This is a genomic window from Peribacillus sp. P4_C12, from assembly GCF_056402095.1.
In genome coordinates this window covers 1-14,529 of record NZ_JBFUIB010000032.1, presented here as the reverse complement: position 1 = coordinate 14,529, position 14,529 = coordinate 1, and the positions used below count along the sequence as shown (strand labels likewise).

12 protein-coding genes and 1 pseudogene are annotated in these 14,529 nt (G+C 37.6%); 8 read left to right on the top strand and 5 right to left on the bottom strand.

What is annotated here, in order from left to right; genetic code table 11:
• Nucleotides 1-347: 347 nt before the first annotated feature.
• Nucleotides 348-1,505: a phosphoribosylglycinamide formyltransferase 2 gene (gene purT, locus AC1DUW_RS08310; RefSeq protein ID WP_477642319.1), complete on the bottom strand. Its 1,158-nt coding sequence runs from the start codon at nt 1,503-1,505 to the stop codon at nt 348-350.
• Nucleotides 1,506-1,819: 314 nt separating this feature from the next.
• Here purT and AC1DUW_RS08305 point away from each other — a divergent pair, with 314 nt between their 5' ends.
• The gene (locus tag AC1DUW_RS08305; RefSeq protein ID WP_236695043.1) at nt 1,820-2,146 is read left to right on the top strand and encodes a hypothetical protein; all 327 of its coding nucleotides are present in this window, start codon (nt 1,820-1,822) and stop codon (nt 2,144-2,146) included.
• Between the two features lie 449 nt (nt 2,147-2,595).
• Here the strand turns inward: AC1DUW_RS08305 and AC1DUW_RS08300 are convergent, their stop codons facing one another.
• The 3 genes from AC1DUW_RS08300 to katA form a co-directional block, all read right to left on the bottom strand.
• On the bottom strand, nt 2,596-3,789 hold the full coding sequence (locus tag AC1DUW_RS08300; protein ID WP_053348786.1) for a M14 family metallopeptidase: 1,194 nt from the start codon (nt 3,787-3,789) through the stop codon (nt 2,596-2,598).
• Nucleotides 3,729-3,962: a hypothetical protein gene (locus AC1DUW_RS08295; protein ID WP_252431599.1), complete on the bottom strand. Its 234-nt coding sequence runs from the start codon at nt 3,960-3,962 to the stop codon at nt 3,729-3,731. The genes AC1DUW_RS08300 and AC1DUW_RS08295 overlap by 61 nt, the downstream gene beginning before the upstream one ends.
• Before the next feature lie 63 nt (nt 3,963-4,025).
• Nucleotides 4,026-5,492, bottom strand: a complete 1,467-nt coding sequence (katA, locus tag AC1DUW_RS08290) for a catalase KatA (protein WP_477642318.1) — start codon at nt 5,490-5,492, stop codon at nt 4,026-4,028.
• 825 nt (nt 5,493-6,317) lie between these two features.
• On the opposite strand from katA, the gene AC1DUW_RS08285 reads away from it, so the two are divergent.
• The 6 genes and pseudogenes from AC1DUW_RS08285 to AC1DUW_RS08260 all read left to right on the top strand — a co-directional run bounded on the left by AC1DUW_RS08285 (nt 6,318) and on the right by AC1DUW_RS08260 (nt 11,888).
• Entirely contained in the window at nt 6,318-7,205 is an 888-nt protein-coding gene (locus AC1DUW_RS08285; protein ID WP_053348784.1) for a TetR/AcrR family transcriptional regulator, read from the top strand.
• A 157-nt stretch (nt 7,206-7,362) separates the two neighbouring features.
• Complete coding sequence (locus AC1DUW_RS08280; protein ID WP_053348783.1) at nt 7,363-7,695, top strand: phage holin family protein; 333 nt, start codon at nt 7,363-7,365, stop codon at nt 7,693-7,695.
• A gap of 627 nt (nt 7,696-8,322) precedes the next feature.
• Entirely contained in the window at nt 8,323-8,634 is a 312-nt protein-coding gene (locus AC1DUW_RS08275; RefSeq protein WP_053348880.1) for an ArsR/SmtB family transcription factor, read from the top strand.
• 128 nt (nt 8,635-8,762) lie between these two features.
• Entirely contained in the window at nt 8,763-9,938 is a 1,176-nt protein-coding gene (locus AC1DUW_RS08270; protein WP_053348782.1) for an MFS transporter, read from the top strand.
• Between the two features lie 22 nt (nt 9,939-9,960).
• Nucleotides 9,961-10,210: pseudogene (locus AC1DUW_RS08265) on the top strand (endonuclease); the annotation flags it as partial.
• A gap of 313 nt (nt 10,211-10,523) precedes the next feature.
• Nucleotides 10,524-11,888: an amino acid permease gene (locus AC1DUW_RS08260; RefSeq protein ID WP_053348780.1), complete on the top strand. Its 1,365-nt coding sequence runs from the start codon at nt 10,524-10,526 to the stop codon at nt 11,886-11,888.
• 55 nt (nt 11,889-11,943) lie between these two features.
• Here AC1DUW_RS08260 and AC1DUW_RS08255 read toward each other — a convergent pair whose 3' ends face one another.
• On the bottom strand, nt 11,944-12,807 hold the full coding sequence (locus AC1DUW_RS08255) for a DUF4349 domain-containing protein (protein WP_477642317.1): 864 nt from the start codon (nt 12,805-12,807) through the stop codon (nt 11,944-11,946).
• Between the two features lie 313 nt (nt 12,808-13,120).
• Between AC1DUW_RS08255 and AC1DUW_RS08250 the strand changes: the two genes are divergently transcribed.
• Nucleotides 13,121-14,227, top strand: coding sequence for a GerAB/ArcD/ProY family transporter (locus AC1DUW_RS08250; protein ID WP_330219190.1), 1,107 nt, complete (start codon nt 13,121-13,123; stop codon nt 14,225-14,227).
• Nucleotides 14,228-14,529 lie beyond the last annotated feature (302 nt).

The following is a 14,529-nucleotide window of genomic DNA, read 5'->3' as shown; positions in this document are numbered from 1 at the left end:
AGATGGACAATCATGTCTAAAGTAAAAAAAAGTGCTCTATTCCAGAGCGCTTTACTCCTATATTTAAAACAAAAAAGACTGTAGGCAAAAGCGGTTAAATTTAATTGTTAAAACAAAGTTGATTGGAACGGAAGGTGCGAGACTCCTGCGGGAAAAGCGCGTCCAAGGGAGACCCCACAGGCGCAAAGGCGCCGAGGAGGCTCCCGGACCGCCCGCGGAAAGCGAGTGCCTGGAGTGGAAATCAACGTTCGAATTTTTAAAACCCTTTAAAAAAACTGTAGACAAACTCGACTTCCATCGAGTTTGTCTACAGTCTGAAGCGCTCTATTCCAGAGCGCTTTTAAATATTACTTTTCTACCTTCAAATATTCCAAAGCACGGGCTGCATTCACTCGCGCAATTTCGACTGAATCGGCGGAAGATAAAGCAACAGCTAACCTTCTACCAACCTTCGTGACCGGTTTTCCAAAGACGCGCACTTGTGTATTCGGCAAAGCCAAGGCTTGTTCAACACCAACTATAGAATATTCCGATAACTCGACTGGCGCTTTTAACGGACGGCTGGCTCCTGGAGTAATCAGCGTGATTTCTGGAATTGGAAACCCTAGAATTGCTCGTACATGCAGGGCAAACTCCGATAAATTTTGGGTAGCTAATGTCACTAGCCCTGTATCATGCGGGCGTGGAGAAACTTCACTGAAATAGACTGTATCTCCAGATAGGAAAAGTTCTACCCCAAATAATCCGTATCCTCCAAGTTCATCTGTAATGGCCTGGGCAATTCTTTTCGCCTCTACGATTTGTGCTTCTGTCATATTATGAGGTTGCCAAGATTCAATATAGTCCCCACCCTGCTGAATATGACCGATTGGAGCACAAAACATCGTTCCATTTACTGCACGAACAGTAAGGAGCGTGATTTCTGAATCAAAACGAATAAATTCTTCAATTATCACTCGTCCATTTTGAACCCGGCCGCCTTCCATCGCAATTTGCCAACATTCTTCAAGATCATCTTCCGTACGGCAGACACTTTGTCCTTTCCCTGAAGAACTCATTAGCGGTTTTACGACATTAGGAAACCCAATCTCTTTGGCAACCTGGACAAATTCTTCATATGTATCAGCAAATTGGTAAGCAGCAGTTGGAAGCTCTAGTGTTTCAGAAGCCAACCTTCTAATTCCTTCACGATCCATTGTTAACTTAGCCGCTCTTGCTGTTGGAATGACATGAAAGCCCTCATCCTCTAATTTGATTAATTCAGATGTGGCAATAGCCTCAATTTCCGGCACAATTAAATCGGGTTGTTCTTTTTCAACAATTTCCCTAAGCTGATTCGCATCCAGCATATCGATGACATAACTTCGATGAGCAACTTGCATTGCAGGTGCCTGTTCATAGCGGTCTACGGCAACGGTCTCTACACCAAGACGCTGTGCTTCAAGAATGACCTCTTTACCTAATTCACCCGAACCTAATAATAAAATCTTTTTCGATTTATACATCCAGTCTCTCCCCCTCTATGTCTTCAAAACCATTATATACGAACTATAAATGAATAAACACAAAATTTTATTCGTCTTTTCATTTATTTTTCTCTATTAATAGCAAGTGAACGTAATAAATACAGGTTTTTTAACAAATAAAACGCTTAACGCAAAAACCCACATTTAATTCATACTTGACAACTAAGATTAATGTGTTTTATGATGGTTTCATATAATAAAATATATCGGCTGACTAGTTCACTAGAGGCTCTCTATTCAACAACATGAATAGGGGGCCTTTTCGTTATTATCAAATGAGGGAGGAATTGACTTTGCAAAAAGAATTACTAAGGCCTATGTTCCCTATTATGAAGGAGAAAAAAAATACCCGCTTAGAAGAGATGGAGTACCTACATCTGCCTGATAGAAAATTTTTTCAATGGTGCCAGCAGCAATATTCGCTGAATAAAGGAGTTTACAATACGATTGATAATTGGTTTTATGAATATGGTATCATCCATATCCTTAACCGTCGGATCAACCTTTTAGCCTTCTTGGAATTTGCTGCTTCTCCAGAACAGGAAGCTGGAAAAACAAAGTTCATTAAATTTGGCAATGGCGGCCTAACAAAAAAACTTCAGGAATTCATCGCTCGTTAACATGGTTAATACTAAAGAATCCCACCTCAGTGAGAAGTCAAATTTCCCTTCACTAAGGTGGGTATACAGGAGTAGATGTCGAAATTTGTTCTACGATTTTTTTGTAAATGTAAGCGCTTTCTATTATAATAAACTTAGGTTGGATGGCATGCGTGGCCGTCAATGTATCTGGCGTAGGTGGGGCCGATACTAGCGCTAAAGGAGTCAAGCTTCTTTACCGTAAAACTATTAGTATACCTTTTAGGTAAGGGCTGCAATTTAAGCAATACGAATGCTGGAGAAAAATCGTTACTTTTAGGCTTAAAAACGAGTTAATCATGCAATCAATAAGGCAATTCAAACTTTACCTTATTATTGAAGCAGCCCTCATCGTTTCCGGTCTAATAGTCTATAAGACTAAAAGCTCTTCCCCTAAAGACCAGGAGTTGAGCTTTTTCACATGGACAAATTCACATATACAAACCAGCTAGAAAAATCCCCAGCGTTTTCTGATAAATCTCATCAAATTGTGTTAAAGGAAGCGGGTTTTTTCCTTTGCCGAGCTCAACGGTAAACCCTGGCCTCCGCCAATCCTGAATAAACCAATCCTTATATCCTGCATAACTATTAGCGGATTTGACGGGCTCATAACCGCTGACCCTCGCAAATTCATTGACGATCGTTTTAGACTCGGGTGGTTCCAAATCTTCAAACCCCCAATAAATGACCTCCCCTTGGGTATGAAAAGCAAGCACTCTGTCAAAATCCCGTTTTCTTGTCAAATCAGCCATCGCAATTGCCTCTGGCTGCGTTAGCGGACCTTTTCCAGAATAATTTGCTGGTCCTGGCTTCGTGACCATATTGCGAGCTTGTTCTAGCTCCCATTTGGCGGGAAACTGATCATTCAGATCGACTCCATTGATATTAGCTTTCCAGCCAGAAAAATCCTCGCTATTATTATTCCATTCCACGAGCTGTGATTTCAATGAGGCATCAGCAGGTGGTCCTTTTAGAACCAGCTCCACTCCATCAGGATTCACCATCGGAACGAGAGATAGCATCGTCTGCTGATAATAAGGGAACAGAGATAGACTGCGGATCCCAGTTTGATTCGTGATTGCCATTAAATAATCATTTAAAAAAGTCATAATCACAGGGGTCGTAATCCACTCATTTGCATGAAATGAACCATTATAGTGCACTCGTTTGTCACCATTCCCAATCAGCACTTCAGGGATCTCCTTCCCGAGAACCGAATCTCCAATCGAGGATGTTTTAATAAAAGGATAGATGCTTTTCAGTCGTTTTACATCATTCATCATCGTTTGATAGTCATATTCCTGATTTCCTTGAACAAGCCTCCAAGTAATCCTTAATGGTACAGAAATCGTCTGGCCAATTTGCAAGGCATTCGCATTGAGACTAGGATTAACCAAAAATAGTGCATCCAATGGAAGATTGCGTGATTTGGCAATCGCCCATAAGGAATCCCCTTTCTTAATATGATGACCAGTCGTCGTAAAGCCTGGAATTTTGATCTTCTGTCCTATCATGAGGGCAAGAGGATCAATCCCGCTATTGGAATCAATTATCAGTTGATAATTCACATTGAATAATTGGCTATAATGCCACAAGGAATCATTCTGCCGCACAAAAACGTCCATTCTGCACCTCCACTTATCCAAATGTATGCTGATTTGGCCAAATTATTGCCAATTTTCATCCCAATAATGGGTTGTGCCAATACACAAATACAAACCGCTTTGGTTGGCAGCACTGTCACATTGGTCAAATAACCCAGCCCAATTTTCTCCACATCAAGCCGTTTAACCTTCAAATTAATACAGGCACCCATTTATAAATGGATGCCTGTTTGCTTTTTGTTAAGATTAAGAATTCATTATTTTATGCTTCTTGCTTCTTCTGGTACTGCTAAGGCTAGACCTTCAGCAACGCGTGTTCCGTATTCTGGATCAGCTTTGTAGAAATGGCCAATTTGGCGAAGTTTGATTTCTTCTAATTCGACTGGTTTCATTGCTCCCACAATAGTTTCTACAAGTCTAGTTTTTTCTTCTTCACTCAATAGACGGTATAAGTCACCTGCTTGAGTGTAGTGGTCATCACTGTTATGTCCTACTTGTGCAACTTGCCCAGTCACTTCAAATGGAGTGGTTTTATTTTCAGCTGTTTCAGTAGGGCCATCAAAGCTATTAGGCTCATAATAAACTGAACCCTTGCCATTGTCATCCGCACGCATGAAGCCATCACGTTGATAGTTGTTTGCTTCCACTTTCGGACGGTTAACCGGAAGTTGGTTGTGGTTAGAACCAACACGGTAACGGTGTGCATCACCATATGCAAATAGACGTCCTTGAAGCATTTTGTCTGGAGAAGCTTCAATTCCTGGTACGAATGTTCCTGGTGAGAACGTAGCTTGCTCTACTTCTGCAAAATAGTTTTCAGGATTCCTATTCAATTCCATCCGGCCAAGTTCGATTAACGGGTAATCTTTTTGAGACCATACTTTTGTTACATCAAATGGATCGAAACGGTAGGTATCTGCATCTTCCAAAGGCATGATTTGTACGTATAATTTCCATGCAGGGAAGTCGCCTTTTTCAATTGCATTGAAAAGATCTTCCGTATGGTAATCAGGGTTTTCACCCGCAAGTTTTGCAGCAAGATTCACATCAAGGTTTTTGATGCCTTGTTCTGTCTTAAAGTGATATTTCACCCAAACACCTTGTCCTTCATCATTCACCCATTTAAATGTATGGCTTCCAAAACCATGTGTATGACGAAGTGTAGCCGGAATGCCTCGGTCAGACATTAGAATCGTTACTTGGTGTAGAGATTCTGGTGAATGTGACCAAAAATCCCAGACCGCAGTCGGGTTTTTCAAATGTGTTCTTGGATCTCTCTTTTGTGTATGGATGAAATCGGGGAATTTGATCGCATCGCGGATAAAGAATACAGGCGTATTGTTACCAACGATATCGTAGTTTCCTTCTTCCGTGTAGAATTTAACAGCAAATCCACGTGGATCACGAACTGTATCAGCTGAGCCTAATTCGCCAGCTACTGTAGAAAAACGGATAAATAAATCTGTCTTCTTGCCAACACCATTGAAAAGTTTAGCTTTCGTATACTTAGAAAGGTCGTTCGTTACTTCGAAAGTACCGAATGCACCGGCACCTTTTGCATGAACTACACGTTCAGGCACACGTTCACGGTTAAAGTGCGCTAATTTTTCTAATAAGTGTACATCTTGAATGAGTACAGGGCCACGTTGTCCCGCAGTGATTGAATTTTGGTTATCTCCAACTGGTGCACCCCAGCTAGTTGTAAGGTTTGTCTTATTAGTCATAATTGAACCACCTTTTCATTATTATTTATGTATATAATGATAAGCCTTATCAGAAAAAAATCAATACTTATTTATAATAATTTTAATATAATAATTAATTCATTAAGGTTGTAATTGTTTATACTTTTATTTTAAATCCAGTAAAAGGAAATATCAAATTTTATAAATCGCTTTACTACAATTTTCTTCGATTTTTTCATCCCTTTTACTGGTATTTCACTTCAATGTCACTTTTCCTTCATACTGCATGATTTTATCATTTCTATATCTAATAGGAAATTAAACGAGAATGAAGATAAGTTTAAGTATCTTCCATAATTTTCTTAAAAATTGGATAAATCTAGCTCACTCTCTCATTTTATAACAAAGCATAAGATTCGCATGTGACAATGTTCACTTCTATTTCCTTTTTTTAAATCACAAGCAAAACAGCTACCATCCTTATAAAAGGAATGGCAGCTCTAAAAACTAATGCTTTTATCTTTTTTGTGAGATTCCGGTATCTGATCAAACACACTTTATGAAGAACGTAAAAAAACGCCACACCTAATCGATGGTAGAGCCACATTCACTAAAGTTTAGTTTAGGAAAGCTATGAATCCACCGTTATGAAGGTCGCTATCTACCCTATTCAGTGGTCGTTTTATTGATGTTGAACTCTATTACTTTTTCTTCTATTAAACTTATCGTTCATTTTTCCTGACACTACTCCCTTCCCTAGAATTAAGCAATAAAACAATTGTGAAAATACTGGTTTGTGTTCGTATAAAAAATAAGATACTATTACGTTAAAATGACCGTCCAATAAGAGTAAGKGTGATTTATATGAATGAACGGAAACAACTTGTAGTTAAGTATGCACACCAGTTATTTATTGAAAAGGGTTATCAAGCAACATCTATTCAGGATATTTTGGACTATAGCGGTATTTCAAAAGGGACATTTTATAACTACTTTTCTTCTAAAAGTGAACTGCTTAAAGCTGTCTTTATCTCTACCCAAGAAAAATTCGAACATGAAAGTAATGAACTATTAATCGGTCAAAATGTTGCGGATATTGAAATATTCATCAAACAATCTGAATTACAAATACACTCCAATAGAAGTAATAAACTATTTTCCTTATTTGAAGAAATAATGATTTCAAATGATACCGAACTTAAAAACTTTATTACACATGCAAAATTCAAACATATACATTGGCTATCAAAACGGTTTCTAGAAATATTCGGCGAAGAGAAAAAACCTTATATATTAGATTGTGCCATACTTTATTCAGGGATGATGCACCAAACCATTCATTTTAATGCGTTAGCTAAAGAGCCTGATTTCAACCCTACTGAAATAATTCGTTATTGTGTTGATAGGCTTAAAACTCTTTTCGATGATGTGAGCCAATCAGGAGTACAGCTTCTCGATCCTGATTATATAAAGCAATGGTTGCCAGAATGTTTCGATACGAAACAGGATTTTCACACTGCTCTCCTTCACTCTACAGCCGAACTTAAAAAAGTCATCTTAAAACTTTTCCAAGATGAAGCAGAACGGGTAAAACACTTAAAATTAGTGCACTTTATCCAAGAAGAATTTCTGCAAAAAGGTGAGCCGCGCCACTTTCTTATCGAAAGTGCTCTGCTATCTTTAAACACAAATTTAAAGCTTAAAAACTCAAAAGAATTGAGTGATTTCGAAAAGATTATCGCTAGTAACTAAACTGGTTAAAGCCCCAATTATGGGGCTTTTTATTTTCTGCAAGAAAACGTATTCGAATCGTTATTTTTTTGTGACAATTCAGCAAACATATAACTGAAATTCATAAAATTTTAGTATAATGACTAGTGTAGAATAGTGTCTTCAGGAGGAGTTTTTCATGAATATAATAATGCGATTTCTTATCAACGGGTTGATTTTACTCGTTATTGACTGGCTTCTCGACTCCATCACGATAAAATCTTATGGTACAGCCCTACTGGCGGTTTTTATATTATCAATCATGAACATGCTAGTTAAACCAATTCTTCAACTTATCGCTTTGCCGATCACTATCCTAACCTTCGGCTTGTTTTCGTTCATTATCAATGCCTTCACGTTCCAAATTACATCCTATGTTGTCAGTGGCTTTGAAATAGAATCTTTTTGGGGAGCCCTAATCGGTTCATTGTTATTAAGTTTCATCCAAAGTCTTATTATAAAAAAAGAGTAGAAAAACCGTCAGTAGAATGCTGACGGTTTTTCGTTTTCATTACTATTTCCATAACACCCTTCGATATTTCCCGGGCTATTCCCCTAAATTCCCCTATTATGTAATAGCTTTATTCGCTCATTTTTGACACCGGTTATGGTGGTGAAGGATTAGATTTTAACCCAAATTCAGAGCGAAAGAAGGAGGGAATCTGAGCATAAAAGACAGCATAAATCTTGGCTTATGTTTTCTGAACATGTCATTCCTTCATAAATCGATTCACTCCCATTTCCATCGAAATCGGTATGTACGGTTATGCTTATGGATAAAAGACTCTTCTTCCTTGTTACTGAGTGAATATTTCACCCATCCCGGCTTAAAAGATGTATCTGCCATGGATTCAGTGGGTGACAGAACCGGGGTTGGCTCCTACCATGACTCTGCCAGCTGAAAATCAGGGTCTTCGCATCATCGATGACCCTACAGAAATATCGAAAGGACTACTACTGTACGACTTTCTATAAGAGCTTAATTCACTATGTAGATTCACTTTTTTCGTGTTACTTTTTCCGCATCTTCAAATTACTTATCGGTGAAAACGGTAAACTTTACATTTACAAATCTATAAAAATAGATATAATGATTTATATGGAACCTTTATTAATTTATAAAGCTTTGTCAAATGATACTCGTCGTCAAATTTTGCTATGGCTAAAAAACCCAGAGAAGTTCTTTAATGAAAAGCCTTATTTTCAACAAGGGCTAAATTTTAAAGTTGGTGTATGTGTGGGAGATATTCAGGTTAAATCGGGGCTTGCACAATCTGTCATCTCTAGTTATTTGTTAACCATGCAAAAAGCTGGGCTGTTGGAATCTGAGCGAATCGGAAAGTGGACCTATTATCGTCGGAATGAAAAAACAATACATGAATTTTCCGAGTACATTCAAAAAGAACTATAAAATAAACGTAAAGGAGGTCATTCTTTTTTTGTTTTTACATATCTAGATATACAGATATTTAATTTTATAAATGATTTATATCTATATATAAATTAAGAAATATACAATAAGAATGGAGATTTGTATTAATGAAAAAAGTTAACCCTTTGCTTATTATTATGTTGGCTCTAGGCGTATTCGGCATTATTACAACTGAAATGGGTATTGTGGGAGTTCTACCCCAGATAACTCAAAAATTTAATATAACAACTTCACAAGCCGGATTACTTGTAAGTATATTTGCTTTAATCGTTGCCATTTCAGGTCCATTCTTGACATTACTCACTTCTGGAATTAATCGTAAAGTAATTCTATTAACCTCAGTGTTTATGTTCACGATTTCGAATATTATTTATGCATGTACAACGAAATTTGATATCATGCTAGTTTTCCGTATACTACCCGCTATTTTTCATCCTGTCTTTTTTTCGATAGCCCTTGTGACTGCTGCCAAACTTGTTCCTCCGGAAAAAAGTAACCAAGCAGTTACAAAGGTTTTTGCCGGAATTACTTTCGGATTTGCATTTGGCGTACCTTTAACTTCTTATTTCGCGGAACAGTTTTCGTTAGAAACTGCTTTCTTATTTGGGGCTGTTGTAAATGCGATTGCTTTTGTAGGAATATTAATGTGGCTTCCTTCCATGCCTAATGAGGAAAAAATGTCTTATGGAATGCAGCTTGGAATATTACGTAAACCGGGATTATGGTTAAACATCGCAGCCGTTATGTTTATCTTTGCAGCGATGTTTTCTGTGTACAGCTACTTTGCCGAATATTTAGGACAATTAACACATATGAATGGTTCTTTGATTAGTGTAATGTTGATGGCGTTTGGTCTAATCATGATTTTTGGGAATTTTTTGTTTGGTGGATTCTTGCAAAAAAGCATAACTAAGACCGTAATAATGTTTCCCCTTCTATATATAGTAATTTATTTATTCGCTTATTATTTGGACTCTTATTTAATTCCGATGATTCTAATGGTTTTCATTTGGGGAATAGTGCATTCTGGTGGTCTAATTGTCAGTCAAACATGGTTGACAACTGAAGCGAAGGAAGCACCTGAATTCGGCAACAGCTTGTTTGTCTCATTTTCCAATCTTGGAATTACTTTGGGGGCATCTATTGGTGGTTGGTTTATTTCTCACTTGGGAATACATCAACTCATCTGGAGCGGAATTGTGTTTGCATTACTAGCTTTCTTATTGATTATGATAAAAATTAATATTTTCAGTTCAAACATAGAAGGAGCTAACGTAGCGTAGGTTCGTGAATTGAATGGACAGCGAAATTGCCCGAATACTGTTTTATATGGCCGTTCATTACGGTGATAGTGGTGAATTTGATTTAGAACTAAATAATCAAGTGAACAACCGCACCAATCCTTATAGAAAGTTGGAGGTCCTGCCGGAATGGAACGAACAGGCCCCAGTAGATACCTTTGAACGTAATCGAAATGCAGCCATTTATAATAAATATCAGCATAATCAACCCATTCATTGATCATCAGGAGTGGGCCTCATCCATCTGGCAGTAAGAGGAAAGAGCTGTCCTGTTTTTCAGGGCAGCTCTTTCCTCTTATAAAGTCTAAATTTTTAGAAAAATCACATAATTATACTTTCTCCGAATAGCAATCTATTTAAATATTATAAAAATTTCAACTTTTATTACATAGCTAATGCCTTTTATAGTAAGCGTTTTCATTTTTTTACTTTACAAACTTTCTATTAAAATATATTATTTAGTTGTAATATTATGTGAAAAATCAATAAATAATATTGATTAGCCTCTACTAGTGATAAAATGCTAGAAAGAGAAAATTACACTCCAACAAAGAAAAGGGGAAAATTATGCAAAACTCCAAAGATTCTCAACTGCACAGAGGATTGGAAGAAAGACACATCGCATTAATGTCTCTTGGCGCAGCCATTGGAGTCGGTTTATTTCTCGGCTCGGCATCTGCGATTAAATTAGCCGGCCCAGCTATTATTATTTCGTATGCAATTGGCGGGCTTATGATCTATCTTATCATGCGGGCACTAGGGGAAATGGCGATAAAAAATCCAGTCGCAGGCTCTTTTAGTCGCTATGCAAGCGAATATGTCGGCCCTCTTGCCGGATATATAACCGGTTGGAATTACTGGTTCGTTTGGATTGCCACCTGTATGGCTGAAATTACAGCAGTCGGAATTTATATGCAGTTTTGGTTTCCAGGGACCCCACAATGGGCTTGGGCATTAGCGGCTCTTGCCATTATGACAACGATTAACTTTCTTGCTGTAAAGGCTTATGGTGAATTGGAGTTTTGGTTTGCCTTAATTAAAATTGTTACGATTATTCTAATGATTGTTCTTGGGTTTGGAATGATTCTCTTTGGACTCGGAAACGGTGGAATCGCAGTCGGATTCGGCAACCTTGTAGAAAATGGCGGTTTTTTCCCTAATGGAATTTCCGGTGTCATCCTCTCTTTCCAAATGGTCATGTTCGCCTATTTGGGAATTGAAATGCTCGGAGTAACTGCAGGTGAAGTCAAAAACCCTGAAAAATCTTTAAAAAGAGCCATCGATACAGTCTTTTATCGAATTTTACTTTTTTACGTTTTAGCTTTAACTGTCATTTTATCGATTACTCCATGGGATCAAATGAATGGAAAAGACAGCCCATTCGTTATGATGTTTGATAAAATTGGTATACCAGGTGCAGCAGGAATCATTCAGTTTGTCGTACTGACAGCAGCCCTTTCATCTTGTAACAGCGGGATCTTTAGTACAGGCAGAATGTTGTTTAACCTAGCACAGCAAGGGGAATCACCAAAAAGCTTCCAACGTACAACAAAGACAGGCGTTCCAGGTGTTGCCATTATTGTTTCGGCTGTCGTGCTTCTATTTGGCGTCTACCTTAACTATATGGAAGCGGATAAGGTCTTCGGTTACGTAACAAGTGTTGCTACATTCGGTGCCCTCTGGACATGGGGAACCATTCTTGTCACACAGATTATCTCAAGAAAGAAAATGAGTCCAGGAGAAAAACAAGGCTTAACGTATAAGATGCCGTTATTCCCACTCACTTCTTATTTCGCTCTTGCTTTTCTAGTATTTGTAATGGTCATACTCGGCTTTTCAGCAGATACCAGAATCGCCTTGATCGTCGGTCCGATTTGGATCATATTGCTTGTAGTCTTGTATTATGTATCCGGTTTGCATAAGAGAAAATAATAAATAGATACAGGGTGTCCTATCAACTTGGACACCCTTTTTTTATGATTTATATTTATCCTTTTCTCCTTCTTTTTAGCGTCCAATAAATTACAGCACCCACTACGCCTAAAATAATGAGGACCGGCAAGTTTCCTATAATAAAAACAATCAGTCCTGAAACTGCTTTAAGTAAAAAATTCGCACTCGTTGCGAATTGCTTCTTCGTTCTCTCCCATGTATTCAATTTTTTATTATCAATACCTGGCACAATAATATGGTCTTGCGATAAAGATATTGTTACCGTTGAAAACGAGGTTTGGTTTTCAAGATACTTTATTTGGCCAACTAGCTGCTCTATCTCCTCTTGGACAGTGGCAAGATCGGATGATATTTTCAGCAAATCTTCCGTTTTCTTAGCATCCTTCATGAATGCAAGTAACCTCTCTTCCACAGCCCGCTTTGATTTCAGTCTTGCCTTTAAATCTACATACTGCTCTGTTACATCCTGGCCTGTCACATTTCTTTCGACCACTTCTGAAGCTTGCCCCTCGGTATCAACGAGAAAATCCTGAAAACGAGCTTCCGGAATCCGTACTGTAATCGAACCTTCTACCATCTCTTCATCTTCCCTGTATACATTCGACTCTACAACATAGCCGCCGTATTCTTTCGCCTTTCTTTCAATCTTCATTTGTGTTTTTTCAAGATTTTTCACTTTCAACTTAAGCTGTGCTTGATGGATGACCATTCTTTCATTTGTTGCCGCTTCTTTTTCCGCCTGCTTATCAGAAGCCTGTTCTCCAGATAAGGATGCGTCCATTTTACTTTCCACTTTTCCTTCCTGTGACTTCGATAAGGATTCTTCTTTATCATTACTACTGCATGCCCCCAATAAAAGAAACAAGCTGAAAATAAGTATCACTTTTTTTCGATTCATCGGTATTCCTCCTTCACTTAACATTACCGACGAATAATTTGGAAGAAAGTTACACTTCATTTGTTTTGTTTTAATGATAAAAGGTAGTGATACAACAATTTCCAAATTATGTATGAGGAAAGGGGGTAATATTATGGACTATAGAAAATTAGCTAAATGTGTCGGAGACTCAATTGTGGACGTATTAGCCACAAGAAATTCTAAAGAAATTTGAAAGCGTTGACATATCAAAGCTTTCTATACAGCAAGAGTTTATTCTAACAATACATAGGTAACAATAGGAATATAATCAGCGATGGGAAGTCGGGATATAGTGGAAAATTTCAAAATTAGTGCTCGACAATTTGCAATTTTAGTTATTTTATTTTCTATAGGTACGACCATCTTGGTGATTCCTGGAGTTATGGCTCAAGAGGTAAAACAAGATGCTTGGATTGCAGCTGTAATCGGTACAGGCATAGGTTTATTGCTGGTGGCTTTATATATCGCTGTAGGCAGGATGTTCCCCACTAAGACGCTTGTTGAAATCAATGAGACACTTTTTGGCAAATGGTTAGGTAAGGCGGTCTCACTTACGTTTATTTTATTTACACTTTACTCCACGGTACAACTATTGTTTTATGTTGGGAGTTTCTTAACTACACAGATTATGCCTGATACACCAATTGAAGCGATCAATATTCTTTTCGCATGCATCCTAATWATGGGAGTTCGCCTTGGTCTTGAACCGTTGGCTCGTTCTGCAGAATTGTTATTTCCTATCTTTGTTTTTTTATTCCTAGTTCTAGTGGGCTCAATATTTTTACCTCCTGTTCAATTTAAGTTTGAAAATATACAACCCGTATTTGAAACAGGAATAAAACCGATGATTCATGCTGTTTTTCTTTTTTCAAGTATCTTTTCTTTGCCATTGATTGTTTTATTAATGATTTTTCCTGTTTCAGTGAATCAACCAAAAGCAGCTGAAAAAAATTTTTTTATCGGAATACTAATCGGCGGAATCTGTTTAATCATCATTATCGCTTTAACTATTCTTGTTTTAGGCGCAGATAGTAGTGCCAGACAAACGTATCCAAGTTATCTTTTGGCCAGAAAACTAAACGTTGGCGATTTTCTTCAAAGGATTGAAGCAATAATGGCTATCATGTGGATTATCACGATTTATTTTAAAATGGCTTTTTACTTTTACGCTACAGTTATAGGTCTTGCACAAACATTGAATATGAAGGATTATCGGCCACTTACGGTACCTTTTGGGATGATCGTAGTTTCGCTTTCCATACTTATACATCCCAATGTGGTCCATTCAACCACATTTGATAAAGAAATTTGGCCCCTATACGCTTCGACGTACGGACTTGTACTTCCTATTCTCTTATTAGCAATCAATGTATTTCGAAAAAAAATACATCAAAAATAAAAAAAGATCCTTTGAATACTCCCGAAATTCAGAGTATAGATAACTTACATAAAACCCACACTAAGAAAATTTATTTAATCGTCATTCTGCTTTTTTTCAGGATTTTGAATAGAAAGGGTTTAGGGACTAAAAGCATTCATTTTAACCATCAATTTCGAACAATAGGAAGATCCCCTCCAATGGTCGTTTCTGGAAAAATTCTGATTAAACAAAAATTAGTAAATACTGTATCGCTATGACCCGGCTGAACCCCTATAAATAAATAGAGCAAAAGGAGTCTCGTCTATGAAACGGAGCTACAC